Raw genomic sequence first — 23522 nt, forward strand, 5'->3', positions numbered from 1 at the left:
CCTGCCGCCTTTTTCCGCACCAGGTTAATTTTTGGAATATGTCTCGCAAAACGCTGTTGTTACTCTCCTTATTAGTCGCCCCCATCAGTGCATTCAGCCTGAGTTTCTCCAACTACCATCAGAACAACTTTCAACAGGCCAAAGTCGTCGCCGCGCAGATCAATGCGGATGCCCCGGCTGATTTTTACTGCGGCTGTAAAATCAGCTGGCACGGTAAGAAAGGCGTGCCCGATCTCAACAGCTGCGGCTACAACGTGCGCAAAAATGCCAATCGCGCCGATCGCATTGAGTGGGAACATGTGATGCCCGCATGGGAGTTCGGTCACCAGCGCCAGTGCTGGCAAAACGGAGGGCGTAAGAACTGCAGTAAAGATGCCGATTACCGCCGCATCGAGAGCGATTTGCATAACCTGCAACCGGCGATTGGCGAAGTGAATGGCGATCGCAATAACTTCCAGTACAGCCAGTGGAACGGCGGCGACCCGCAATATGGTCAGTGCTCAATGAAGATCGATTTTAAACAGAAGCTGGCACAGCCGCCGGAGCGTGCACGCGGCGCCATTGCCCGAACCTACTTCTATATGCGTGACCAGTATCAGCTGCGTTTATCACGCCAGCAAACCCAGCTGTTCACTGCCTGGAACAAGCAATACCCAGTGACAAAGTGGGAGTGCGAGCGCGATAACCGCATTGCGCAGGTACAGGGAAATCACAACCCCTATGTACAACAGGCTTGCCAGCGCTAAAAGCGCTACCCTACACTAGCTTTTTTTCCGATTGCGCCGTGTCCAATGACACGGCATAACGCTGGCAGGAACCGCATGCGTATACCTCGCATTTATCATCCCGAATCTCTTGAAGTTAACAGCGAAGTCTTCCTTGATGAAGACGCCGCTAACCACGTCGGGCGCGTGCTGCGCATGACCGCCGGTCAACAAATTGAGCTGTTTGATGGCAGTAATCTGACTTTTCGCGCTGAAATCACCCAAGCGGATAAAAAGCGTGTAAAAGTAAGCATCCTTGCCAGTCAGTCTGATGACCGTGAATCGCCACTCCATTTACACCTCGGACAGGTGATGTCGCGCGGTGAGAAAATGGAATTCACCATCCAGAAATCGATCGAACTCGGTGTGAACGTGATTACACCCTTGTTTTCTGAGCGCTGCGGCGTAAAGCTGGATGCCGAACGGCTGGCGAAGAAGATTCAGCAATGGCAGAAAATCGCTATTGCCGCCTGTGAGCAGTGCGGCCGTAATCGTGTGCCAGAAATCCGCGAAGCGATGACATTAGAGGCGTGGTGCGCCGAGGAAGACAGCGGTCTGAAGTTGAATCTGCATCCGCGTGCCAGCCACAGCATCAACACGCTGCCGCAACCTGTGGAGCGTGTTCGTCTGCTGATTGGGCCAGAAGGTGGCTTGTCTGCTGATGAAATTGCCATGACCGCACAGCGGGGTTTCACCGATATCCTGCTCGGTCCGCGCGTGCTGCGCACCGAAACCACGGCTCTCACCGCTATTACGGCACTTCAGGTGAGGTTTGGCGACCTGGGTTAAGCGATAATTTAATTTAATTGGCTGCCCTAAATAATTCATGTTGCGGGAAGGCGGCAACTGAACGAATCCCTGGGAGCATACACCAGTATGTGACTTGGGTGAGTGAAGGCAGCCAACGCACCTGCGGCTTGAAGTATGACGGGCAGTCCCCCTTTCAGGAGAGAATAATGATTAAGCTTGGCATCGTTATGGACCCAATTTCGTCCATCAACATTAAAAAAGACACCAGCTTCGCCATGTTGCTGGAAGCACAGCGCCGTGGTTACGAAATTCATTACATGGAGATGGGCGATCTCTCCCTGCGTGGCGGTGTGACCTATGCCCGCACGCGTCTGCTGAGCGTCGAGCAGAACTACGATAAATGGTACGAGTTTGGCAGCGAGCAGGTGATCCCGCTGGCTGACCTGAACGTGGTACTGATGCGTAAAGATCCGCCGTTCGACACCGAATTCATCTATGCAACCTACTTACTGGAACGTGCGGAAGAGCAAGGTACGCTGATCGTCAACAAACCGCAGAGCCTGCGTGACTGTAATGAGAAGCTCTACACCGCCTGGTTTGCCGATCTGACGCCTGATACGCTGGTGACGCGCAATAAAGAGCAGCTGCGCGCTTTCTGGCAGGAGCACGGTGATGTGATCCTCAAGCCATTAGATGGCATGGGCGGCGCATCAATTTTCCGCGTGAAGCAGGACGATCCTAACTTTGGCGTGATCACCGAAACCCTGACCAACCACGGCCAGAACTTCTGCATGGCGCAGAACTATCTGCCTGCCATTAAAGACGGCGATAAGCGTGTATTGGTGGTGGATGGCGAACCGGTGCCATATTGCCTGGCGCGTATTCCGCAAGGCGGCGAAACCCGTGGTAACCTTGCTGCGGGTGGCCGTGGTGAAGCGCGCCCATTAAGTGACAGCGACTGGGAAATTGCCCGTCGTGTCGGCCCCACTCTGAAAGCCAAAGGGCTGATTTTTGTCGGACTGGACATCATTGGTGATAAACTCACCGAAGTTAACGTTACCAGCCCAACCTGCGTGCGAGAAATCGAAGCGGCTTTCCCGATTTCGATTACTGGCATGCTGATGGATGCCATCGAGAAACGCCTGGGCTGATGTCAACGGCGTGTAAGCGCCGTGAGAACCCAAAACCGACGTGGCTGCGGCTACGCCGGTTATTTTTGGTATACAAGTGATAATGAATTTACAGCACCATTTTTTGATTGCGATGCCGTCGCTGCAGGATCCGCTCTTCAAACGCTCGGTGGTGTATATCTGCGAGCACAATGAGGACGGTGCCATGGGCTTGATCGTGAATAAGCCAATGGAAAATCTGACTGTCGAAGGCATTCTGAAGAAGCTCAAAATCAGCGCGACCGATCGCGATCCTGCCATCAAACTGGACAAGCCGGTATTTTCCGGTGGTCCGCTGGCGGAAGATCGTGGCTTTATCCTGCACTCTGCCCAGAAAGTTTACTCCTCCAGCATCCGTATTTCCGATAACACCGTGATCACCACATCGCGTGATGTGCTGGAAGCCATAGGAACGTCATCGCAGCCAGACAACGTGCTGGTGGCGTTGGGATACTGTGCCTGGGAGAAGGATCAACTGGAAAACGAGCTGCTGGAAAATGCCTGGCTGACCACGCCTGCTAACAGCAACATTCTGTTCCAGACGCCGATTGCCGAACGCTGGCGTGAAGCCGCGCGCAGCATGGGTGTGGATATCCACAATATGACCAGCGATGCAGGACACGCCTGATGGCCAGTGAAACTCTGCTGGGATTTGATTTTGGCACCAAAAGCATTGGCGTTGCCGTGGGCCAGCAGCTGACCGGCACCGCACGCGCGTTGACGGCGCTTAAAGCGCAGGATGGCACTCCAGACTGGAATCTGATTGAGAAACTGTTGAAAGAGTGGCAGCCAGATTATGTGGTGGTGGGTTTACCGCTGAATATGGATGGCACCGAACAGCCGTTGACGGTGCGTGCGCGCAAGTTCGCCAACCGTTTGCATGGCCGCTTCGGTGTGCGCGTTGAACTGCAGGACGAGCGACTGAGCACCGTAGAAGCCCGCGCCGACCTGTTCGAACGTGGCGGTTTTCGTGCCCTGCAAAAAGGTCAGGTCGATTCACAATCAGCAGTGATTATTCTGGAAGATTGGTTCGATACACATTGAGCCAAAACTCGGTACGCATTAATGGACTCAGTGCGCATAAATGCGCCCCCTACAATGCATTGACGCGTTTTACGTAGGGTGCGCATTCATGCGCACCTGCTTACATATGCAAATTAATGCTTAACTGAGCGGCATTACACCATTCATGACGACCATCCCCATCTAAATCAACCCCGCCTGCCGCCGTGCCTGTTCGCTTTGCGCAAAGGTCTGCATACCCGATTGCGCGCCGGTTTGCAGCACGCCGGGTAGCTGATGCATTTTCCCTTCACGAATCAAATTCACCACCGCAGGCGTCGCCACCAGCACCTCAAACAGCCCTATTCGCCCGCCCTCGATGGCTGGCACCAGTCGCTGCGCCAGCACCGCTTTCAGGCTCCCCGCCAGTTGGGTACGCACCAGATTCTTCTCTTCTGCAGGAAACACATCAACAAGCCGATCCACCGCCTGTGTCGCTCCGCGCGTATGCAAGGTTGCCAACACCAGATGCCCGGTCTCAGCAGCGGTCAGCGCCAGACGAATCGTTTCACTGTCGCGCAACTCCCCTAACAGAATCACATCCGGGTCTTCACGCAGCGCCGCTTTCAACGCCTGTTGAAACGAGGCGGTGTGCGTACCGACTTCCCGTTGCTGAATCAGCGAGCGTTGGCTGTGATGCACAAACTCAATCGGGTCTTCCAGCGTAATGATGTGACGCGCTTGTTCGCGGTTGAGGGCATCCACCATCGCCGCAAGCGTGGTGGATTTGCCACTCCCGGTGGCTCCGGTAATTAAAATCAGCCCTTCTTCCAGCTGCAGCAGTGAGTGCACCACGTCAGGAAGCTGCAGGCTGGTGATATCGGGCGCTCGGCTGGCAATCAACCGCAGAGCCAGCGATAAGCCCTGTCGCTGCATAAACATATTGGCGCGCAGCCTTACTCCGCTTTCAAGCGTGATGGCGAAATCGACGTGTCCATACTCTTCCAACTCTTCTTGTTGCACACCACTCATCCACTGCTCGATAAACGCATCCAGCCAGCCAGCAGTCAGTTCGCCCTGCTGGGGAATCGGCTCCAGTACGCCTTGTCGTCGCCAGTGTGGCAAATGTCCGCTGCAAAGGTGCAGATCGGCGGCGTTATGCTTTACACTAAGGGCCACTACTTCATCCAAATCCATTTAACTTCTCCTGACTATGACTTCCATTGAGCACAACTTACAGCAAGTGCGTGAGCGCATCGCCGCTGCTGCCGCACGTTGCGGTCGCGCGCCAGAAGAAATTACCCTGCTTGCAGTGAGCAAAACCAAACCTGCGAGCGCCGTCGCAGATGCTATCGCTGCCGGGCAGTTCGCCTTCGGTGAAAATTACGTGCAGGAAGGGGTTGAAAAAGTGGCTGAGCTGGCCGCACATCCTGATCTGCAATGGCACTTTATCGGGCCGCTACAATCCAATAAGAGTCGCCTGGTGGCGGAAAACTTTGCCTGGTGCCACACCGTTGACCGCCTGCGTATTGCACAGCGTCTTAACGACCAGCGTCCGGCTGCGCTGCCACCGCTTAACGTGTTAATTCAGGTAAATATCAGTGACGAGAACAGCAAATCTGGCATCATGCTGGAGGCCGTTTCAGAGCTGGCTCAGCAGATCGCGGCACTGCCGCATTTGCGCTTGCGGGGATTGATGGCAATTCCGGCACCAGAATCAGACTATGATCGTCAGTTGGCCGTCTGCCAGCAGATGGCGAGCGCGTTTCACGCCCTCAAACAGGATTACCCTGACGTCGATACGCTTTCTCTGGGAATGAGCGACGACATGGATGCGGCAATCGCCGCTGGCAGCACCATGGTGCGCATTGGCACCGCCGTTTTTGGCGCGCGGGATTATGCGCGACCTTCACAACAATAATTGAGGAACCTCATGTTAACAATGACGTTTTTAGTCAAAACGCTGATCGACCTGTACGTGATGGTACTGCTGCTGCGTATCTGGATGCAGTGGTCACGCTGTGACTTCTATAACCCGCTGTCACAGTTTGTGGTGAAGATTACTCAGCCAATCATTAAGCCGCTGCGCCGCGTGTTACCGGCGCTGGGCCCGATTGATACCGCCTCACTGGTGTTGGCGTTTGTCCTGACGACGCTTAAATATCCGGTGCTGCTGCTGATTCAGGTCGGGGTGTTCTCCGTTGACCCGACCAACCTGCTGGTGGGCTTGTTGTCATTAGTAAAATCTGCCGGATATCTGGTGTTCTGGGTCATCATCATCCGTTCACTGATGAGCTGGATCAGCCAGGGTCGCGGCCCGATTGATTACGTGTTGATTCAGTTGACTGAGCCGCTGATGGCACCGATTCGCCGTATTATGCCTGCCATGGGCGGCATCGATTTCTCTGCCATGATTGTGATTCTGGTGCTGTACGCGCTGAATTTCCTCGGCATGGACCTGTTCCCAGGCCTTTGGTACCTGCTGTAATTCGTTAATCTGGAACTGTTATGCAAAAAGTTGTACTCGCCACCGGTAATCCGGGCAAAGTTCGTGAACTGGCCGATTTATTAGCGGCTTTTGGCCTGGATATCGTGGCGCAAACCGAGTTGGGCGTGGAGTCAGCGGAAGAAACCGGCCTGACCTTCATTGAAAATGCCATCCTGAAAGCACGCCATGCGGCTCAGATTACTGGCCTGCCCGCGATTGCCGATGACTCCGGTCTGGCGGTGGATGCACTCGGCGGTGCGCCGGGCATCTACTCTGCACGCTACGCCGGCCTCGACGCCAGCGATCAGCAGAATCTGGAAAAACTGCTGGTCGCGCTGGAAAATGTGCCAGATGGCCAACGCCAGGCGCAGTTTCACTGCGTGCTGGTGTACGTGCGCCACGCGGCGGACCCGACACCGCTGGTGTTTCACGGTAGCTGGGCGGGCGAGATTACCCGTGCGGCGGCTGGTGAAGGCGGCTTCGGCTATGACCCGATTTTCTACGTGCCGGAACTGGGCAAAACCGCCGGTGAGCTGACGAAAGATGAGAAGCGTGCCGTTTCTCATCGTGGCAAAGCATTGACGCTGTTGTTGGAAGCGATGCGCAATGCCTGAGTTACCTCCGTTAAGCCTCTACATCCACATTCCGTGGTGTGTGCAGAAGTGTCCATACTGTGATTTCAACTCTCACGCGTTAAAAGGCGAGGTGCCGCACATCGAGTATGTGCAGCACCTGCTCAGCGATCTCGAACAGGATTTGCCGCTCACCGCCGGACGTGAAGTGCGCACCATCTTTATTGGTGGCGGCACTCCGAGCCTGCTGAGCAGCAATGCGATGCAGATGCTGATGGATGGCGTGCGTGCGCGCCTGCCGTTAGCAGCCGATGCCGAAATCACCATGGAAGCCAATCCGGGCACCGTTGAAGCGGATCGTTTCAGTGGTTACCAGAAAGCCGGCATCAACCGTATTTCGATTGGCGTGCAAAGTTTTAGTCCACAGAAGCTGGAGCGTCTGGGTCGTATTCACGGACCCGAAGAAGCGATCCGCGCGGCGCATTTGGCGGCAGGGCTGGGCCTGCGCAGTTTCAACCTCGACCTGATGCACGGCTTGCCGGATCAGTCTCTGGAAGAAGCGCTGGATGATTTGCGCCAGGCGATTGCGCTCAATCCGCCGCATCTGTCGTGGTATCAGCTGACCATAGAGCCCAACACGCTGTTTAGCTCGCGTCCGCCGAAACTGCCCGATGACGATGCGCTGTGGGACATCTTTGAGCAAGGTCATCAGTTGCTGAGCGCCGCTGGCTATCAGCAATATGAAACCTCGGCTTATGCCAAACCGGGCTATCGCTGCGAACACAATCTCAACTATTGGCGCTTCGGTGACTACCTCGGCATTGGCTGTGGCGCTCATGGCAAGCTCACGCAGCCGGACGGTCGGATTGTGCGCACGGTGAAAACCCGCCATCCACGCGGATTTATGAAGGGTAACTACCTCGATAAGCAGCACGACGTCGAGAACGAAGATAAAGCATTTGAATTCTTCATGAACCGATTCCGCTTGCTGGAAGCGGCACCGCGCGCCGAATTCCGCCGCTATACCGGGCTGGATGAGCAGGAGATTCGCCGACAGATAGACCAGGCGATTGCCGCCGGTTTTGTGGATGAAACCGCGGAACACTGGCAAATCACAGAGAAAGGGAAGCTGTTCCTGAACTCTCTGTTAGAGCTGTTCCTGCCTGAAGATAAGTAATGATATGCGGATGGCCCAGTGAATACTGGGTCATTCGTTATGGCCTTTCGGTATTTTGTCTGAGCTGCAGCAACTGCGTATTAATAATGGCGATGTTCACCTCACAAGGTGCGCCATCATCAAGATAGACCGTTTCATAGATCTCTAACGCCGCCCCATTCTGATTGAAATTCAGCAACCTAATCTGTTCTTCATCCGTCACATTGATGGCATTTAAATGCTGTTCCCTGCGCTGCACCTTCTTACCGGTGATCTGCTCAATGTAGGAGTATTTGGATATTTCCAGCTTGCTGAATTCCATGCTGCTAAACATGCTGACCGGAAAGTGGTTATATTCCAGCGCCACCGGAATATCGTCGAAGCTCATCAGACGCACCACTTTATAAATTTGATCGTTAGGTTTGATGCGCAATGCCTGAGCCATGTCAGCGGTAGGGACTTGCATGATGCTGACGGTGATGACTTTTCGAACCCCTTTATACCCTTTCTTTTGCGCCTGAAAATCAAAGGGGGACAATGCGTGGAATCGGCCAACGTGATCGCTTTTTCCGGTCGAGCCGACGAACAGCCCCGAGCCCTTCACCCGATAAATGCGCTGCTGCTCAATGAGAATGCGCGTGGCTTCGCGCACCGTTGCCCGCGTGATACCGATGTTTTTGGCAATAGCAATTTCGGTGTCCAGTTTGTCACCCGGCAGCAGCCCGTCATCTTTGATTTTTTGCAGGAGGTAATCGACCACCTCTTTTTGCTTCTCGGTAATGCCATCGGCCATCAACATGCTTCCCAATAAGTGTGCGAGTGCAAAGTTGCGCTCGGTGACTCAACACGTATGCCTGAATTTATTTTCATTGCGCCACCTCCACCGCTTATGGATGTGATCCAGTTAACGCTTTTGCATTCAATAGCAACCTGTCCAGCCAGATTTCAATATTACATATTGTATCTGTACAGGTCGAGGAGCATTATCGAGATGACTAGACATCTTTAACTCATGAGTTTTTAACTCTCTTAACTAATAACAATAATTATTAGTAAGTTAAGGAAATAAAGCTTCTCGTCAGCACAGAGAAGCCAGACTGACAATTAAAAACACCACCAATACCAGGGAATTTCATTCAAACATGACTGTACATCTCATCATGAAAATGATGACAACTTCAGTCACATTGACTTCAGGAGATCACCATGGCGCATCTCGCTAAATGGCTGAATGAAGAAAAAATTCAGTACCTCGATAACGTCTCAAACTGGCAACAGGCGATTGAGGTTGCAGGACGTCCTTTGCTGCAGGAAGGGGCGATTACGCAGGACTACATTGACACCATCATCCAGCAGAAGCTGGAGATTGGTCCCTACTTTGTGATTGCGCCGCGCATCGCCATGCCGCACGCCCGGCCAGAGCAAGGGGCCAAAAAACTGGCCTTATCCGTGCTCAAGCTGGCGCAGGGTGTCTCTTTTGATGCGGATGAAAACGACCCGGTAGACATCCTTTTTATGTTCTCCGCGCCGGACAGCAACAGCCATATCGAAATGATTTCTCAGCTGGCTGAAGTCCTTTCCGATGAGGAAAAAATGGCACAGATTTTCAGCAGCACCAATCAGGCTGAACTCAGCACCCATTTGTTATCAGACAATTAATCATTCCCTTTAAAAATCAACGAGGTCAACGATGAAAATAATGGCAGTTTGTGGCTCCGGCCTGGGAAGCAGCTTCATGATGGAAATGAACATCAAAAAAGTGCTGAAAATGATTGATGTCACCGCCGACGTCGAGCATTCCGATTTGGGTTCCGTGACGCCTGATGTAGCAGATGTATTTGTGATGGCAAAAGACATTGCCTATAGCGCCAATCTTCCAGAAGACAAAGTGATCATCATTAATAACATCATTGATCTGAAAGAGATTGAGCAAAAAGTTCGTACTTATTTCAATAAATAACCCTCTCAACCTACGCTGAGGTTATTATGTTTATACAAAACCTTTTACTGGTAGTTGTCGACGTGCTGAAAGTCCCCTCCATTCTGGTTGGTTTGGTGGCGATGTTTGGACTGATTGCACAAAGAAAACCGTTCCCGGACATCATCAAGGGCACGGTAAAAACTATCCTGGGTTTTCTGGTGTTGGCAGGTGGCGCAACGGTGTTGGTGGGTTCGTTAACCCCGCTCGGCGATATCTTCAAACACGCTTTTGATGTACAGGGAATCATTCCAAACAATGAGGCGATGGTTTCCATTGCTTTAGAGAAGTACGGCGCACCCACCACGCTGATTATGGCGTTTGGTATGGTGGCCAATATCATTGTGGCGCGCTTCACCCGCCTGAAATACATCTATCTTTCAGGCCACGTGACGTTCTATATGGCCTGTATGATTGCCATTATTTTGTCGGTGGCAGGTTTCGAAGGTGTGCAGCTGATTTATACCGGCTCGCTCACACTCGGCATGCTGATGGCGATCTTCCCGGCCATCGCGCAACCTCATATGCGTAAAATCATCGGCCACGACCAGGTTGCGTTAGCACATACCGGAACCGTGGGATACGTGCTGTCAGGTTGGATTGGTTCATTAGTGGGTAAAGGTTCGAAATCCACTGAAGAAATGAACATGCCAAAAAACCTCAGTTTTTTGCGTGACAGCACCATCTCCATCTCACTGACGATGATGATTATTTACTTTATTCTGTCGGTGTCTGCTGGCCGGGAATATGTAGAGAGTCAGTTTAGCCATGGCCAGAACTATCTGGTGTACTCGTTCGTGCAGGCGATTACCTTTGCAGCGGGTGTGTTTATTATCCTGCAGGGTGTGCGCTTAATTCTGGCGGAAATCGTCCCGGCCTTCACCGGCTTCTCGGAAAAACTGGTGCCGAATGCACGCCCGGCTCTGGATTGCCCAATCGTCTTCCCGTATGCACCTAATGCGGTACTGGTGGGCTTTATCTCCAGCTTCGTTGGTGGACTGGTCGGGCTGTTCTTCCTCGGACAACTGCACTGGGTGCTGATTTTGCCAGGTGTGGTGCCGCACTTCTTCTGTGGTGCTACGGCGGGCGTGTTTGGTAATGCGACCGGCGGGAAACGCGGCGCGATGCTGGGTGCTTTTGCGCACGGTATCCTCATCACCTTCCTGCCAGTGGCGCTGTTGCCGGTTCTGGGTGCGATTGGGCTGACCAATACCACCTTCTCCGACACCGATTTTGGCGTCACCGGCATTATCCTCGGTAATATGGCCCGCTACCTGGATAAAGGGATGATCATGATGATCATCACCGGCTGCTTCGCCTTGCTGGTTATTTACAACTATGTCGCCAGCAACAAAGCGACAGCAGAAGAAGCCAAAAGCGAGTAATGATTGAAACGTAGCGGCGCGATTGATCGCGTCGCTACGTTTTTTAACCTTTAACGCTCTGCGTCAGTGCTTTGCGTTGGCCTTCCAGATCCGTCACCCGGTTACACACCTCGTGCCCGAAGTTCTGGAAATCTTGTTCCTGATTCTTCCACTCCGCCTGAACCGCCTGCTGCAAGCCACCCAAATTGCCCATAATCGCCTGCAATGGATTGCTACCGCTCGCCGCCTGGCTGCTGCCCATCTCGTTCAGGCTATCCTGCATTATGCCGCCGAGCGTGCTCTGCACCAGCTTTTCGCCGTCTGCGCGCACTTGATCAATCGCCTGATGGTGGAAGGTCAAACCATCGGGACGATGCTCAATAATGCGGTTCATCTGCTGTTTCAGCTGACCATCCAGAGTGGTGAGGCGATTACGCACGTTGCTGTTCGCCCCGAGCTTTTCCACAATCACTTTATCCAGCGCAATACGGCTGCGCTCCAGACGCGTAGAAGCACCGTTATCGACCCAAGGTAAATCACGGCGTAACGCACTCTGGTAATCAATGGCTTTCTGGCGTGTCGCATTATCAACATTGGCTTTCTGACCGTTAAAGGTCACATCACCCTGCGGAGAGATTTCGAGGTTACCGTTGGTGCCCACCACCTGCACGCTCTGGGGTTTGATAATCACATCATCCTGAGGATTAACGCTGCACTGATAATCAGCCTGCGCCTGCGTCGCTGCGGCCAGCAACAGTGCGGTAAGAAGAGCCTTACGAACCATGAAATCTTCCTTAAATAAAAGCCGCCAACGCCTTTGCAGTGAAAGCAGGTCAGGCGTCGGCGGCGCAGCGAATTGGGTGACGGCCAGCGCACAGTAACCGGAGCGTACATGAGTACGTGAGGGTTACGAGCACTGCCCGGTGCCCAGTGCGCAAGTGAGCTAGCCTGAAGCGAGATCTCAGACTAATAAATAACTTAGTCCCACCAAACGTCAAAGAGTTCAGTCACCTGAACGTCTGTCAGGTTGCGGGCTTCCAGCCACTTACGCACTAATTCGCGGTGCTCATCGGTGCATTTGCCGGTTTCCTGCAGGCAAACCAGACCTTCCCACACCAGATAACCGCTGCCATCGTAGGCCAGGCCATTAGGATCAATCACTTCAGTGATGAACTGATCCAGAGTGGCATCAATCTGCTCTTCAGTGGTGCCTTCGGCAAAACGCCAGGCAACCGAGAAGCCTAACTCCTGAAACTCATCAATATGCAATTTTTTACGTAAACGACGGCTACGCTGTACGGCCATTATTTCACCCTCTCAAACATCAGATCCCATACGCCGTGGCCCAATCGCTGCCCGCGCTGCTCAAATTTGGTTAACGGACGCGTTTCAGGACGCGGCACGTAATCGTGACTTTCTGACAGGTTTTTATACCCGTCCACGCTGCTCATGATTTCCAGCATGTGCGTCGCATAATCTTCCCAGTCCGTTGCCATATGGAAGACGCCGCCCAGCTTCAGCTTGCGCATCACCAGCTCGGCAAAAGGTACCTGCACAATGCGACGTTTGTTGTGGCGCGCTTTATGCCACGGGTCCGGGAAGAACAGCTGTACCATACGCAGCGAGTTATCCGGGATCATCTGCTGCAGCACTTCGACGGCGTCGTGGCACATCACGCGCAGATTCTCCACGCCCGCCTCTTTGGCCGAGGCCAGACACGCACCGACCCCCGGCGCATGCACTTCCAGGCCGAGGAAGTTCTGATGGGGATTGTTCTGCGCCATGGTCACCAGCGAGGCGCCCATGCCAAAACCAATCTCAAGCACGACTGGGGCTTCGCGGCCAAACAGCGCCACCATATCCAGCGGCTCCTGCTGAAACTCGACGCCCATCTCCGGCCAGTAATTATCGAGTGCCAGCTGCTGTCCCTTGGTTAAGCGCCCCTGGCGACGCACAAAACTGCGGATACGGCGTAATGGCCGCCCGTTCTCATCAAATTCTGGGGTGATGACGTCATTTATCATGTTGAAGCCTGCTGGTTAGCCTATTCTGGGAAACGGGCATTATGCAAAGTTAGATAGCAGAAGCAAGCCTTTGCAATCTTCCGGTTTACACCCCGATGTCTCTGTGCTGGAATTCCTGCCTGATTGTAGAGTAAACACGGAAAATTTCCTTCTAATGATGCAAGCGCCGCAGTTCGCGCAACAGGTGCTGGAGTGGTATCACCGCTTTGGCCGTAAAACTCTGCCGTGGCAGCAAGAGAAGACACCTTATAAGGTGTGGCTCTCTGAAGTGATGCTGCAGCAGACGCAAGTTGCCACCGTTATCCCCTACTTTGAACGCTTTATGGCGCGCTTCCCGACGATCGCCGATCTGGCTGCGGCACCGCTGGATGAAGTCCTGCACCTGTGGACCGGTCTCGGTTACTACGCCCGTGCGCGCAATTTACATAAAGCGGCGAAACAAGTGGTCGATAAGCACGGTGGTGAATTCCCGCGCAATTTTGATGATGTCGCCGCACTGCCTGGCGTGGGGCGCTCTACCGCAGGAGCCGTGCTGTCACTGTCGCTTGGCCTGCATTTCCCGATTCTGGATGGCAACGTTAAACGCGTGCTGGCGCGCTGCTATGCCGTGGGCGGCTGGCCGGGGAAAAAAGACGTTGAGAAACGTTTGTGGCAGATCAGTGAAGAGGTAACGCCCGCTGAAGGGGTCAGTCAGTTCAACCAGGCGATGATGGATCTTGGCGCGTTAGTGTGCACTCGCTCACGCCCTAAGTGTGAAATTTGCCCATTGAGCAATGGCTGTGTGGCTTACGCCAACAGCAGCTGGCCTGAGTATCCGGGCAAGAAACCCAAAGTGACCATTCCAGAGCGCAGTGGCTGGTTCCTGATGATTCAGCATGGTGACGAGGTGTTCCTCGAACAGCGCCCGCCAGTAGGCCTGTGGGGCGGCTTGTTCTGCTTCCCGCAGTTTACCAGTGAGCAAGCGCTAACTGACTGGCTCGCCGAGCGCAGTATTCATGCCAAACCCCAGCAGTTAACGGCATTTCGTCACACCTTTAGCCATTTCCACTTAGATATTGTGCCTATGTGGCTGGCGTGGCCTTCTGCCGGGTCGCTGATGGATGAAGCGAGCGGTCTCTGGTATAACTTAGCGCAACCACCGTCAGTGGGATTGGCAGCGCCGGTTGAGCGCTTACTGCATGAACTGCGCCATCCCCAGCAGTTATCACTGCGTTCAAGCATGATCGAAGAGGAAGAGTAATGAGCCGCACCATTTTTTGTACGTTTCTGCAACGCGACGCTGAAGGTCAGGACTTTCAGCTCTATCCTGGTGAGATTGGCAAGCGCATCTATAACGAGATTTCTAAAGAAGCCTGGCAGCAGTGGATGTCCAAGCAGACCATGTTGATCAACGAGAAGAAGCTTAACATGATGAACCCGGAAGATCGCAAAGTGCTGGAGAAGGAGATGATCAATTTCCTGTTCGAAGGCAAAGATGTGCACATCGAAGGTTTCACCCCGCCAGAAAAATAACCGTTCAGGGCCTCCCTTTGAGGCCCTCTTTTTCGAATCAGGCACGCATTTACAATGAATAAAAAACTGATAGCCCTGTTGGTGATTGCACCACTTTTGGTTTCCTGCTCCGGACAAAAACAATCGCAGTATCATGAAGAGTGGGTTAAGGACACCAACGGTTTCGATATTCTGATGGGGCAGTTTGCCGCCAACATTGAAAATATTTGGGGAATCAATGAGGTTCTGATCGCCGGACCGAAAGATTACGTCAAATACAGCGACAGCTATTACACCCGCAGTCACATCAACTTCGACAGCGGTAGCATCACCATTGAGACCATCGCCGGTACCGATCCAATGGCCAGCTTGCGCCAGGCGATCATCACCACGCTATTAATCGGTGACGACCCGGGTAATGTTGATCTCTACTCCGATGCCAACGATATCCAGATCAGTAAAGAGCCGCTGCTTTACGGCCAGGTGCTGGATAACACCGGCCAACCGATTCGCTGGCAGGGCCGTGCCGCCAGCTTTGCGGATTACCTGATTCAGAACAAGCTGCAAAAACGTACCTCAGGCCTGCATGTGATCTGGTCTGTCACCATTCCAATGGTGCCGAACCACCTCGATAAACGTGCGCACAAATACCTGCCGCTGGTACGTAAAGCGGCTGAAGAGTATGGCGTTGATGCCTCCTTGATTCTGGCGATTATGCAGACTGAATCGAGCTTCAACCCCTATGCGGTGAGCAACTCTGACGCACTGGGCTTAATGCAGGTGGTTCAGCATACGGCCGGGGTGGATGTGTTCCGTATGAAAGGGAAATGGGGCAAACCGAGCCGCAGCTATCTGCTGGACCCAGCCAATAACATTGATGCCGGTACCGCGTATCTGTCGCTGCTGCAGAAGAGTTATTTAGGTGGGATTCAGGATCCGCTGTCACGTCGTTATGCGGTGATTACCGCTTACAACGGCGGTGCGGGAAGCGTATTGCGCGTCTTCTCCAGTGATAAGGATCGCGCCTTCTCAGCCATCAACGGCATGTCGCCGAGCCAAGTTTATCAGACGCTGACCACCAACCATCCGTCAGCCGAATCTCGCCGTTATCTGTATAAAGTGAGCCAGGCGCAGCGCAGTTATCACCGGTATTAACGGAGTGGGTTGTGGCCCTCATCCCAACCTTCTCCCGCCAGCGGGAGAAGGGGCCGATCCAGCACTTAGGTAATATGTGCACCATCCCAACAATCTCTGCTCTATACAGTCCCCTCTCCCGCTTGCGGGAGAGGGGGCCGATCCAGCACTTAGGTAATATGTGCACCACCCCAACAATCTCTGCTCTATACAGTCCCCTCTCCCGCTTGCGGGAGAGGGTTAGGGTGAGGGTAATCAACCGCACCGATTACACCATCATATTCGCTACCAGATGCTTACGACCGCTCTCATCTTCCTCGGTGTAAACCCCTTGCAGCTCCGGTGAGAAGCCAGGCAACAGATTGATCCCCTCTTCCAGCGCGAGGAAATAGCGTTGCACCGCCCCGCCCCACACTTCACCCGGCACCACACAGAGCACGCCTGGTGGATATGGCAAGGCGCCTTCAGCTGCAATGCGCCCTTCTGCTTTGGCAATCGGCACCAGCTCAACTTCGCCTCGAATATAAGCCTGATGCGCATCCTGCGGGTTCACTTCCACTTTCGGGAAGCACGCCTCACGGAACATCGCCTTCTGCAGATCTTTCACATCGTAGCTGACGTAAAGATCGTGCATTTCCTGGCACAGGCGGCGCAACGTGTAGCCTTTGTAGCGATCGATATTCTTGCGATAAACACTCGGCAGCACTTCCGCCAGCAGCGCATCTTCTTTCACATGGTTTTCGAACTGCTCCAGCATCGCCACCAGGTGTGCCATCTTCTCGGTATTCTCCGCTGGGGTCAGCAGGAACAAGATGGAGTTGAGGTCGCACTTCTCCGGCACTATGCCGTTTTCACGCAGATAGTTCGCCAGGATGGTCGCTGGAATACCAAAGCTGGTGTACTCACCGCTGGCGGCATCAATGCCTGGTGTGGTCAGCAGCAGCTTGCAGGGATCGACTAAATATTGCCCCTCATCGTAACCCGCGAATCCGTGCCATTTCGCGCCCGGTTCAAAGCTAAAGTAGGCAGGATCGGCAGCAATCGCGTCGGTTTCGGCGGATTGCCACAGTTTGCCATGCACTTTCTCTGGCAGGAATGGTTGAATCATCTCACAGCGTTCCAGAATCGCTTTGCGCGCATCAATGCCATGGGTGACGCAATCATGCCACATGCTGCGCCCCGCATCGCCTTGGTGCATTTTGGCGTTGATATCCAGAGCGGCAAACAGCGGATAGAACGGGCTGGTTGAGGCGTGCAGCATAAAGGCATTGTTCAAACGCTTATGCGGACAGAAGCGTTTCTGCCCGCGGATGTGGTTGTCTTTTTTGTGAATCTGCGAAGTCTGAGAGAAACCCGCCAGCTGCTTATGCACCGACTGCGTAACAAAAATGCCGGGATCGTTTTCGTTGAGTTCCAGCGTCAGCGGCGAGCAGCCTGCCATCAACGGAATAAACTGCTCGTAGCCCAGCCACGCGGAGTCAAACAGGATGTAATCACACAGGTGGCCGATGCGGTCCACTACCTGGCGCGCGTTATACACCGTGCCGTCGTAGGTGCCGAGCTGGATGATAGCCAGACGGAACGGACGCTGATCTTTGGCACGATGCGGCGCCACTTTTTGTACCTGCTCACGCAGATAAGCCTCATCGAAGCAGTGCGCATCAATGCCACCAATAAAGCCAAACGGGTTGCGGGCCGCTTCCAGATACACTGGCGTGGCTCCCGCCTGAATCAGCGCACCGTGATGGTTGGATTTGTGGTTGTTACGGTCGAACAACACCAGGTCGCCACGGGTCAGCATGGCGTTGGTCACCACTTTGTTGGCGCTGGAGGTGCCATTCAGCACGAAGTAGGTTTTGTCGGCGTTAAAGACTTTGGCGGCAAACTTCTGCGCATCTTTGGCCGATCCTTCATGGATCAGCAAATCACCCAATTTAACGTCGGCGTTGCACATATCGGAACGGAAGACGTTCTCGCCATAGAATTCATAGAACTGACGGCCCGCCGGATGTTTGCGGAAAAATGCACCGCCCTGATGGCCAGGGCAAGCAAAGGTGCTGTTCTGCATATCGACATAGCGGGTGAGCGTATCGAAGAATGGCGGCAGCAGGTCAGATTCATAGGCTTGCGCGGCGTCTTCCAGCGCCTCCCACTCTTCCTCAGCGCCATTGATTTCGCCGGTCACGCCCGGCAGTTTTAGCACTTCTTCATCGAACGCGTTAGCCACAAACACCGGCAAATTAAAGCCGGTCTGGCGCAACAGCGTTAACACGCCGCTGCGCGTATCCGCCAGTGAGACGACAACCGCCGCCACATCCGTAAAATCAGTATTGTCCAGCGTCACCACATCACGTGCAGTGTTCAGGCTGAGGCTTGGTGCTACCGCTACGCTGGCAGCGATTTTCAATGGATTCATAACACAAATCCCCGTAATGAAGGATGAGTGGGTGCCAGTGGCACAGCAATGAGGAAATTTCCCCGGCGAATAACGTCACTTCGGGCGGTTCAACCACCACAACCGATAGACATCAGTAAAGTCAGATCGCGTCTGTCTTTAGTCATGTCCAAAAGCATAGCGCGTTAAGCTGGCCTCACCGCATGGTGAGCGAGAATTGCGAACAACAGATGACGGAGAAACGCGGATAGCGAATGCGCAGTGTTACGAGCATGGCAGCGTCCTCAGTGGTCAGGCGGAAGGTAATGAACTGGGGCGCAATGATGGCATCTTTTTTTTACTGGAACAACCCGTGCAAAGAGATTTCTACGCATAATCAACAATATATAACCATTTGATTAATAATGCATTATCAGATCGATTCATGATAAAAACGCTTAAATATCTTTGTGTTATGAAAATTTATGCAAGGTATTACCAGAAGCCTGTTGTTCCCTTATTTGAGAGGCGTAAGATGCCAGTAACTTTCCTCAACCAGCCGGAGGCTGCATGTTCAAGGCATTGGTCATTGAAAATGATGAACAGGGATATCGCACATCCCTGCAGGATCTCTCAGAAAAACAGTTACCCGATCAGGATGTCACCCTCGAAGTCAGCTACTCCACACTCAACTACAAAGACGCACTGGCCATCTGCAATAAAGGGCCGATTGTGCGCCAGTTTCCAATGGTGCCCGGTATCGATTTTGTCGGTCGCGTGATCAACAGCCGCCATCCAGAATGGCAGCAAGATGATGTCGCTCTGCTCACTGGCTGGGGCGTGGGTGAAAAGCACTGGGGCGGTCTGGCGCAGAAGGCCAGCGTCTCGGGTGACTGGCTGGTAAAAGTTCCGGCGGCACTGAGCCCGCTGCAAACCATGGCGATTGGCACCGCAGGTTTCACCGCCATGCTGTGCGTGCTGGCACTGGAAAAACAGGGCATCACGCCGCAGCACGGTCCCGTTTTGGTGACGGGGGCCAGCGGTGGTGTGGGCAGTTTTAGCGTCAGCCTGCTGTCGCGCTTAGGCTATGAGGTCGTGGCCTCCAGCGGCCGCGCCAGCGACAGTGATTACCTGATCAATACCCTAGGAGCGACCTCGATCATCGATCGCGGCGAACTGAGCGCGCCGGGTAAACCACTGGCGAAAGAGCGTTGGGCTGCAGCGATTGATAGCGTTGGCAGCCATACGCTGGCCAATGTGCTGGCAGGTATAAAACGCGATGGCGCAGTCGCAGCGTGCGGCATGGCGCAAGGTCTGGATCTGCCCACCAGCGTGGCTCCGTTCATTCTGCGCGGTGTGGTGCTGGCCGGTGTCGATAGCGTGATGTGTGCCAAGCCGTTGCGCCAGCAGGCGTGGCAGCGACTGGCAGAGTTGGTGGATGGCGCACTGCTGGAGCAGTTAACCAAAGTGATCCCGTTGAGTGAAGCGCGTGAAGGTGCCGAAGCGCTGCTGGCAGGTGAAGTACGCGGCCGATTGATTGTGGATTGTCGCTAACCTTTGGTCGCCATAAATGGCGCCCCTACATTGTAGGGTGCGCATTTATGCGTACCTGGATTGCATTACGCCCGCAACTGAATCTGCGGCCTTCCCTGCTCTTGCGGCATCACCACGTGCAGGTCCGCCTGATACCAGCGCGTCAGCGTGCTTTCTGTCATCACCTCTTGCGGCGCGCCCTGCGCCACTAGCTTGCCCTGATGCAGCAACAAAATACGATCAGACCACAGCGAAGCCAGATTGAGATCGTGCAGCACGGTACAGACGCTGAAGCGCCCGTTACGCGTCAATTTATGCAGCAGACGTAAACTGTACTGCTGCCAAAACAGATCCAGCGCCGAGGTCGGCTCATCCAGAAACAGCCAGCCACGCGGGCCATCATCGTGCCACAACTGCGCCAGTACCCGCGCCAGCTGTACGCGCTGCTGCTCCCCACCCGAAAGCGAGCGATAATCACGCTTTGCCAGCTCAAGGCTGCCGGTAATCTGCATCACTTCCTCAATCACCGCTTTGGATTTGCTGGCAGGCCAGGGCGCACGCCCCATCGCCACCACCTCTTCGGCAGGCAGCGGGAAAGTCACGCTGTTTTGCTGACGCATTACCGCGCGACGTTGCGCCAATGGCTCACGCGGCCACTCACTCAACGGACGATCGCCCAACCAACACTCCCCCGCATCAGGCGTCAGAAACCCGGTCAGCAGACGCAGTAAGGTGGATTTGCCCGCGCCGTTTGGGCCAATCAGGGCGATCATCTCGCCTGGCGCGAAGGTGACGGAGACATCATCAATCAGCGCACGCGCACCATGGCTAAAACGCAGGCCGCGAGCCTGCATGGCATCACTCATTCATCCCCCTTTGCTGGCGCAAAATCAGCCAGAGAAACCATGGACCACCCAGTAAACTGGTGAGTAAACCCACTGGCATCTCTGCGGGGATTACCACAGTACGCGCCAGCGTATCCGCCAAGAGCAACAGAATGGCACCGGCTAACGCTGAGCCAGGCAACATCCAGCGATGATCGCTACCGACGCAGAAACGCATCACGTGGGGTACCACTAACCCGACAAAGCCGATAATTCCGCTAACCGACACCGCCGTGCCCACCAGCAGTGCGCTCATCACCAGCAACTCGCGCTGGGTGCGCTTCACATCAATCCCCATGTAGTGCGCATCTTCCTCACCAAGTTGCAGCAGGTTAAGACGGCGAGCACGGGTCTGAATGGCAATCAGCGTAGGAAGGATCAGTACCGCACACACCGCCAGACTCGGCCATTGCGCGGCGCTCAAACTGCCCATGCCCCACAGCGCCAGCTGGCGCAGCTGTTGATCATTACTGAGCCAGGAAAGCACCCCGACTGCCGCACCGCACAGGGCATTAATCGCGATACCAATCAGCAGTAAACGTGACAGATTTCCCAACGCCAGGCGGCTAAAACTGAAGATCAGCAGCGTGACGATCAGGCTGCCAATAAATGCCGCAATCGAGGGTAACCACAGCGCCAGCAGCGGCGGTAAGCTCAGCGGCACCACAATCGACACGGCCACCGCCAGCCCGGCTCCACTGCTGATACCCAGCAAACCAGGATCGGCCAACGGGTTGCGGAACAAACCCTGCATCACCGCACCGGATACCGCCAGCGCCATACCGAGCAGCACCGCCAACAGCACTCGCGGAAGACGAATATTGAGCCAAATCTGCCACGCCATATCGCTGAGCGGTGCATGAAACAGGGTGCGCATCGAGAGCGGCATCGCGCCGAAATTGGCGGCCATCAGCATGCAAACCACCATGCTGATGCCCATCAATAGCAGCCAGCGCATCACGGCGGCATTAGTCATGCTTTACCGCTTCGGCGGCTTTGCGCAGCTTGACGATAGTCTCTGGCGTGTCGAGGCCAAAGCTCAGCAGTGCCATCTCGTCCACCACCAGCAGCGCATGATGCTGACCCGCAGGCGTCAGCGCCAGCCCCGGCAGCGACCAGATTTTATCCTCGCCACCCAGCGTGCGCAGGCCATCTTCACCGACCACCACCAGTTCGGGTGCCGCTGCCACTACCCCTTCCTGCGACAGTTGCTGATAATGCGGGATAGCGGCCATGGCGTTGACCAGACCGGCACTGCGAATGGCGGCATCTGCGCCAGTTTGGTTTCCTGCCGCCTGGGTACGCATGCCGCCATGCGCCATCACAAACAGCACTTTCACCGGCAACGGCTGCTGTGGAATCTGCGCACGCTGCTTATTCACTTTTTCAATCAGCGCTTTAGCTTCATCTTCGCGATGCAACGCTTTGCCGATGGTGGCGATTTTTTCCGGGATCGCATCAAGGCTGGTTTTGCCGGTGACATCCACCACTTTCACGCCCGCGCTCTCAACCTGCTGCAATACCAGCGACGGTTTCGCCAGCTCACTGGTCAGCACCAGCGTGGGTTTCAGCGCCAGAATGCCTTCGGCGTTGAGCTGGCGCATATAGCCAATATCCGGCAGCTTATTGGCCTGCGCCGGATGCTGGCTGGTGCTGTCGCGTGCCACCAGATCAGCCTGCCCATCGAGCGCATAGATGATTTGCGTGACGTCGCCGCCAATCGAAATCACCCGCTCGGCGGCCCATGTCGGCAGCGCCAGCGCGCCCAGCAGTAACAGCGTTAAGCGTTTCATGCCGTGGCTCCTAATGCGGTCACCTGCTCACGCCAGCGCGCCTGCTCAGGTGTGCCTTCGCTGCGCTGACCATACAGCTGTGCGATCTGCGTACCGTCAGCAGCAAAGAGTTCAAGGCTGGTGACGAAGCCATCACCACTCGGTTTGCGCGTGACCCAGCTTTCGGCAATGTGATCCGCCATCAGATGCAGGGTGAAAGTTGGGTTGAAGATGTTGACCCAGTTGTCCATCGGCATCAGCTTCTCCACCGCACCGGTAAAGATCTGCGTGCAACCGCGATTGCCGATAAAGATCATGATTTCGTTACCATCCTGCTGCGCCTGATCCAGCAACTGGGCCAGTGAATCATTACTCACCTGGCGCGCCAGATCGTCAGGCACCGCGTGGAACGCCTGCTGGCGAGAAATATTGTGACGCTTCAGTAAGCCAAAGAACTGATGCACATCGGTAATGGCGCGCCATTCGGCTTCCACTTTTCCGGCATCAATCGCGTGGCTATATTCCGGCGCAGCCGCAGGTTGCGGATCAAGTGCCGCAGCGGTTTCTACGCTGAATTCGGCGATCAGCGCATCCCATGCCGCCATGTCGGTGTTATCCGTGGTGTAGATTTTAAGCACCGCATCGGCGTGGCGGTCAAAGATCTGAATGCTTTGACGCTCACCGCGCGCGGTCTGCTCACGCAGGAAGAAAGCGCTGTGCCATTGTGCCGGGAATAGACGTTGATCCAGCGCGCGTGGGTTAAGAATCAGCCCGGCATGTTCGCCGAGGTGCAGGTTTTCATATTTCCCCACCTGCTCATGCACCGCATATTCGTTGCGGGTGATGCTTTTGGTTTCGCCAACAGCTTCCAGCGCTTTCAGCAATGCCGGGAAATCCGCTTTCAACGCTTGTGCATCCTGGCCGAGGCGCGCTTCACACAGCTGCGCTTCGCCAATGCCCATCAATGCCGCCAGATCGCGGGCATACTTTTTCGGATGTTCGCCTTTCAGTGCTAGGTAGTGATCGTAACGTGGGTTCATTGCTCTTGCTCCATGAAAAGGCCCTGC

General features: G+C 54.5%; 26 protein-coding genes. 16 read left to right on the plus strand and 10 right to left on the minus strand.

Annotation, left to right across the window (positions count from 1 at the left end; genetic code table 11):
- Nucleotides 1-38 precede the first annotated feature (38 nt).
- From endA to ruvX, 5 genes are all read left to right on the plus strand, one after another.
- Entirely contained in the window at nt 39-746 is a 708-nt protein-coding gene (gene endA / locus QMZ30_RS09560; RefSeq protein ID WP_283227182.1) for a deoxyribonuclease I, read from the plus strand.
- A 75-nt stretch (nt 747-821) separates the two neighbouring features.
- Complete coding sequence (gene rsmE / locus QMZ30_RS09565) at nt 822-1553, plus strand: 16S rRNA (uracil(1498)-N(3))-methyltransferase (protein WP_283227183.1); 732 nt, start codon at nt 822-824, stop codon at nt 1551-1553.
- Nucleotides 1554-1720: 167 nt separating this feature from the next.
- Nucleotides 1721-2665: a glutathione synthase gene (gene gshB / locus QMZ30_RS09570; protein ID WP_045814700.1), complete on the plus strand. Its 945-nt coding sequence runs from the start codon at nt 1721-1723 to the stop codon at nt 2663-2665.
- Between the two features lie 82 nt (nt 2666-2747).
- Nucleotides 2748-3311, plus strand: a complete 564-nt coding sequence (locus QMZ30_RS09575) for a YqgE/AlgH family protein (protein WP_058969092.1) — start codon at nt 2748-2750, stop codon at nt 3309-3311.
- Nucleotides 3311-3727 carry a Holliday junction resolvase RuvX gene (ruvX, locus tag QMZ30_RS09580; protein ID WP_058969090.1) on the plus strand — a complete coding sequence of 139 codons (417 nt, stop codon included), beginning with the start codon at nt 3311-3313 and terminating at the stop codon, nt 3725-3727. Before QMZ30_RS09575 ends, ruvX begins: the two co-directional genes overlap by 1 nt.
- Before the next feature lie 162 nt (nt 3728-3889).
- Here ruvX and QMZ30_RS09585 read toward each other — a convergent pair whose 3' ends face one another.
- Nucleotides 3890-4882 carry a type IV pilus twitching motility protein PilT gene (locus tag QMZ30_RS09585; RefSeq protein WP_283227184.1) on the minus strand — a complete coding sequence of 331 codons (993 nt, stop codon included), beginning with the start codon at nt 4880-4882 and terminating at the stop codon, nt 3890-3892.
- A 16-nt stretch (nt 4883-4898) separates the two neighbouring features.
- On the opposite strand from QMZ30_RS09585, the gene QMZ30_RS09590 reads away from it, so the two are divergent.
- Genes QMZ30_RS09590 through hemW form a run of 4 tightly spaced genes read left to right on the plus strand, consistent with a single transcriptional unit; the run spans nt 4899 to nt 7922 of the window.
- Nucleotides 4899-5606 (plus strand): YggS family pyridoxal phosphate-dependent enzyme, encoded by a 708-nt coding sequence (locus tag QMZ30_RS09590; RefSeq protein ID WP_282996247.1) that lies wholly within the window; start codon nt 4899-4901, stop codon nt 5604-5606.
- 12 nt (nt 5607-5618) lie between these two features.
- Nucleotides 5619-6173: a YggT family protein gene (locus QMZ30_RS09595; protein WP_283227185.1), complete on the plus strand. Its 555-nt coding sequence runs from the start codon at nt 5619-5621 to the stop codon at nt 6171-6173.
- A gap of 20 nt (nt 6174-6193) precedes the next feature.
- A complete protein-coding gene (locus tag QMZ30_RS09600; RefSeq protein ID WP_058969086.1) occupies nt 6194-6787 on the plus strand; it encodes an XTP/dITP diphosphatase in 594 nt (197 codons plus the stop codon).
- Complete coding sequence (hemW, locus tag QMZ30_RS09605) at nt 6780-7922, plus strand: radical SAM family heme chaperone HemW (protein WP_283227186.1); 1143 nt, start codon at nt 6780-6782, stop codon at nt 7920-7922. The genes QMZ30_RS09600 and hemW overlap by 8 nt, the downstream gene beginning before the upstream one ends.
- Before the next feature lie 37 nt (nt 7923-7959).
- On the opposite strand, the gene QMZ30_RS09610 is transcribed toward hemW, so the two are convergent.
- On the minus strand, nt 7960-8694 hold the full coding sequence (locus QMZ30_RS09610) for a GntR family transcriptional regulator (protein WP_039327270.1): 735 nt from the start codon (nt 8692-8694) through the stop codon (nt 7960-7962).
- Nucleotides 8695-9107: 413 nt separating this feature from the next.
- On the opposite strand from QMZ30_RS09610, the gene QMZ30_RS09615 reads away from it, so the two are divergent.
- Genes QMZ30_RS09615 through ulaA form a run of 3 tightly spaced genes read left to right on the plus strand, consistent with a single transcriptional unit; the run spans nt 9108 to nt 11264 of the window.
- Nucleotides 9108-9560, plus strand: coding sequence for a PTS sugar transporter subunit IIA (locus tag QMZ30_RS09615; RefSeq protein WP_283227187.1), 453 nt, complete (start codon nt 9108-9110; stop codon nt 9558-9560).
- Between the two features lie 31 nt (nt 9561-9591).
- Nucleotides 9592-9861 carry a PTS sugar transporter subunit IIB gene (locus QMZ30_RS09620; protein WP_283227188.1) on the plus strand — a complete coding sequence of 90 codons (270 nt, stop codon included), beginning with the start codon at nt 9592-9594 and terminating at the stop codon, nt 9859-9861.
- Nucleotides 9862-9887: 26 nt separating this feature from the next.
- Complete coding sequence (gene ulaA, locus QMZ30_RS09625) at nt 9888-11264, plus strand: PTS ascorbate transporter subunit IIC (protein ID WP_283227189.1); 1377 nt, start codon at nt 9888-9890, stop codon at nt 11262-11264.
- 43 nt (nt 11265-11307) lie between these two features.
- Here the strand turns inward: ulaA and QMZ30_RS09630 are convergent, their stop codons facing one another.
- The 3 genes from QMZ30_RS09630 to trmB all read right to left on the minus strand — a co-directional run bounded on the left by QMZ30_RS09630 (nt 11308) and on the right by trmB (nt 13267).
- The gene (locus tag QMZ30_RS09630) at nt 11308-12027 is read right to left on the minus strand and encodes a YggN family protein (protein WP_283227190.1); all 720 of its coding nucleotides are present in this window, start codon (nt 12025-12027) and stop codon (nt 11308-11310) included.
- A 194-nt stretch (nt 12028-12221) separates the two neighbouring features.
- On the minus strand, nt 12222-12548 hold the full coding sequence (locus tag QMZ30_RS09635; RefSeq protein ID WP_039327253.1) for a YggL family protein: 327 nt from the start codon (nt 12546-12548) through the stop codon (nt 12222-12224).
- Nucleotides 12548-13267 (minus strand): tRNA (guanosine(46)-N7)-methyltransferase TrmB, encoded by a 720-nt coding sequence (gene trmB, locus QMZ30_RS09640; protein WP_039327249.1) that lies wholly within the window; start codon nt 13265-13267, stop codon nt 12548-12550. Before trmB ends, QMZ30_RS09635 begins: the two co-directional genes overlap by 1 nt.
- A 154-nt stretch (nt 13268-13421) precedes the next feature.
- On the opposite strand from trmB, the gene mutY reads away from it, so the two are divergent.
- From mutY to mltC, 3 genes are read left to right on the plus strand one after another with little or no spacing between them, the layout of a single operon-like run.
- On the plus strand, nt 13422-14507 hold the full coding sequence (gene mutY, locus QMZ30_RS09645; protein ID WP_283227191.1) for an A/G-specific adenine glycosylase: 1086 nt from the start codon (nt 13422-13424) through the stop codon (nt 14505-14507).
- The gene (locus QMZ30_RS09650; protein WP_034823278.1) at nt 14507-14779 is read left to right on the plus strand and encodes an oxidative damage protection protein; all 273 of its coding nucleotides are present in this window, start codon (nt 14507-14509) and stop codon (nt 14777-14779) included. The genes mutY and QMZ30_RS09650 overlap by 1 nt, the downstream gene beginning before the upstream one ends.
- 54 nt (nt 14780-14833) lie before the next feature.
- On the plus strand, nt 14834-15913 hold the full coding sequence (gene mltC, locus QMZ30_RS09655; protein WP_283227192.1) for a membrane-bound lytic murein transglycosylase MltC: 1080 nt from the start codon (nt 14834-14836) through the stop codon (nt 15911-15913).
- Nucleotides 15914-16160: 247 nt separating this feature from the next.
- On the opposite strand, the gene QMZ30_RS09660 is transcribed toward mltC, so the two are convergent.
- On the minus strand, nt 16161-18308 hold the full coding sequence (locus QMZ30_RS09660) for an ornithine decarboxylase (protein ID WP_283227193.1): 2148 nt from the start codon (nt 18306-18308) through the stop codon (nt 16161-16163).
- A gap of 528 nt (nt 18309-18836) precedes the next feature.
- On the opposite strand from QMZ30_RS09660, the gene acuI reads away from it, so the two are divergent.
- Nucleotides 18837-19820, plus strand: a complete 984-nt coding sequence (acuI, locus tag QMZ30_RS09665) for an acrylyl-CoA reductase (NADPH) (RefSeq protein ID WP_283227194.1) — start codon at nt 18837-18839, stop codon at nt 19818-19820.
- 65 nt (nt 19821-19885) lie between these two features.
- Here the strand turns inward: acuI and QMZ30_RS09670 are convergent, their stop codons facing one another.
- From QMZ30_RS09670 to QMZ30_RS09685, 4 genes are read right to left on the minus strand one after another with little or no spacing between them, the layout of a single operon-like run.
- A complete protein-coding gene (locus QMZ30_RS09670) occupies nt 19886-20665 on the minus strand; it encodes a heme ABC transporter ATP-binding protein (RefSeq protein WP_283227195.1) in 780 nt (259 codons plus the stop codon).
- Entirely contained in the window at nt 20658-21659 is a 1002-nt protein-coding gene (locus QMZ30_RS09675) for a FecCD family ABC transporter permease (protein ID WP_283227196.1), read from the minus strand. The genes QMZ30_RS09670 and QMZ30_RS09675 overlap by 8 nt, the downstream gene beginning before the upstream one ends.
- Nucleotides 21652-22476, minus strand: a complete 825-nt coding sequence (locus QMZ30_RS09680; RefSeq protein ID WP_283227197.1) for a heme/hemin ABC transporter substrate-binding protein — start codon at nt 22474-22476, stop codon at nt 21652-21654. The genes QMZ30_RS09675 and QMZ30_RS09680 overlap by 8 nt, the downstream gene beginning before the upstream one ends.
- The gene (locus tag QMZ30_RS09685; RefSeq protein WP_283227198.1) at nt 22473-23495 is read right to left on the minus strand and encodes a hemin-degrading factor; all 1023 of its coding nucleotides are present in this window, start codon (nt 23493-23495) and stop codon (nt 22473-22475) included. Before QMZ30_RS09685 ends, QMZ30_RS09680 begins: the two co-directional genes overlap by 4 nt.
- Nucleotides 23496-23522: the final 27 nt, after the last annotated feature.

This window comes from Pantoea sp. EA-12, from assembly GCF_030053355.1.
In the GTDB taxonomy this organism is placed as follows: Bacteria; Pseudomonadota; Gammaproteobacteria; order Enterobacterales; family Enterobacteriaceae; genus Pantoea; species Pantoea vagans_C.

What these genes read in the sequence shown, in the direction of transcription:
- endA (WP_283227182.1), top strand. Translation starts at nt 39, where the DNA reads ATGTCTCGCAAAACGCTGTTGTTACTCTCCTTATTAGTCGCCCCCATC.
- rsmE (WP_283227183.1), top strand. Translation starts at nt 822, where the DNA reads ATGCGTATACCTCGCATTTATCATCCCGAATCTCTTGAAGTTAACAGC.
- gshB (WP_045814700.1), top strand. Translation starts at nt 1,721, where the DNA reads ATGATTAAGCTTGGCATCGTTATGGACCCAATTTCGTCCATCAACATT.
- QMZ30_RS09575 (WP_058969092.1), top strand. Translation starts at nt 2,748, where the DNA reads ATGAATTTACAGCACCATTTTTTGATTGCGATGCCGTCGCTGCAGGAT.
- ruvX (WP_058969090.1), top strand. Translation starts at nt 3,311, where the DNA reads ATGGCCAGTGAAACTCTGCTGGGATTTGATTTTGGCACCAAAAGCATT.
- QMZ30_RS09585 (WP_283227184.1), bottom strand. Translation starts at nt 4,882, where the DNA reads ATGGATTTGGATGAAGTAGTGGCCCTTAGTGTAAAGCATAACGCCGCC.
- QMZ30_RS09590 (WP_282996247.1), top strand. Translation starts at nt 4,899, where the DNA reads ATGACTTCCATTGAGCACAACTTACAGCAAGTGCGTGAGCGCATCGCC.
- QMZ30_RS09595 (WP_283227185.1), top strand. Translation starts at nt 5,619, where the DNA reads ATGTTAACAATGACGTTTTTAGTCAAAACGCTGATCGACCTGTACGTG.
- QMZ30_RS09600 (WP_058969086.1), top strand. Translation starts at nt 6,194, where the DNA reads ATGCAAAAAGTTGTACTCGCCACCGGTAATCCGGGCAAAGTTCGTGAA.
- hemW (WP_283227186.1), top strand. Translation starts at nt 6,780, where the DNA reads ATGCCTGAGTTACCTCCGTTAAGCCTCTACATCCACATTCCGTGGTGT.
- QMZ30_RS09610 (WP_039327270.1), bottom strand. Translation starts at nt 8,694, where the DNA reads ATGGCCGATGGCATTACCGAGAAGCAAAAAGAGGTGGTCGATTACCTC.
- QMZ30_RS09615 (WP_283227187.1), top strand. Translation starts at nt 9,108, where the DNA reads ATGGCGCATCTCGCTAAATGGCTGAATGAAGAAAAAATTCAGTACCTC.
- QMZ30_RS09620 (WP_283227188.1), top strand. Translation starts at nt 9,592, where the DNA reads ATGAAAATAATGGCAGTTTGTGGCTCCGGCCTGGGAAGCAGCTTCATG.
- ulaA (WP_283227189.1), top strand. Translation starts at nt 9,888, where the DNA reads ATGTTTATACAAAACCTTTTACTGGTAGTTGTCGACGTGCTGAAAGTC.
- QMZ30_RS09630 (WP_283227190.1), bottom strand. Translation starts at nt 12,027, where the DNA reads ATGGTTCGTAAGGCTCTTCTTACCGCACTGTTGCTGGCCGCAGCGACG.
- QMZ30_RS09635 (WP_039327253.1), bottom strand. Translation starts at nt 12,548, where the DNA reads ATGGCCGTACAGCGTAGCCGTCGTTTACGTAAAAAATTGCATATTGAT.
- trmB (WP_039327249.1), bottom strand. Translation starts at nt 13,267, where the DNA reads ATGATAAATGACGTCATCACCCCAGAATTTGATGAGAACGGGCGGCCA.
- mutY (WP_283227191.1), top strand. Translation starts at nt 13,422, where the DNA reads ATGATGCAAGCGCCGCAGTTCGCGCAACAGGTGCTGGAGTGGTATCAC.
- QMZ30_RS09650 (WP_034823278.1), top strand. Translation starts at nt 14,507, where the DNA reads ATGAGCCGCACCATTTTTTGTACGTTTCTGCAACGCGACGCTGAAGGT.
- mltC (WP_283227192.1), top strand. Translation starts at nt 14,834, where the DNA reads ATGAATAAAAAACTGATAGCCCTGTTGGTGATTGCACCACTTTTGGTT.
- QMZ30_RS09660 (WP_283227193.1), bottom strand. Translation starts at nt 18,308, where the DNA reads ATGAATCCATTGAAAATCGCTGCCAGCGTAGCGGTAGCACCAAGCCTC.
- acuI (WP_283227194.1), top strand. Translation starts at nt 18,837, where the DNA reads ATGTTCAAGGCATTGGTCATTGAAAATGATGAACAGGGATATCGCACA.
- QMZ30_RS09670 (WP_283227195.1), bottom strand. Translation starts at nt 20,665, where the DNA reads ATGAGTGATGCCATGCAGGCTCGCGGCCTGCGTTTTAGCCATGGTGCG.
- QMZ30_RS09675 (WP_283227196.1), bottom strand. Translation starts at nt 21,659, where the DNA reads ATGACTAATGCCGCCGTGATGCGCTGGCTGCTATTGATGGGCATCAGC.
- QMZ30_RS09680 (WP_283227197.1), bottom strand. Translation starts at nt 22,476, where the DNA reads ATGAAACGCTTAACGCTGTTACTGCTGGGCGCGCTGGCGCTGCCGACA.
- QMZ30_RS09685 (WP_283227198.1), bottom strand. Translation starts at nt 23,495, where the DNA reads ATGAACCCACGTTACGATCACTACCTAGCACTGAAAGGCGAACATCCG.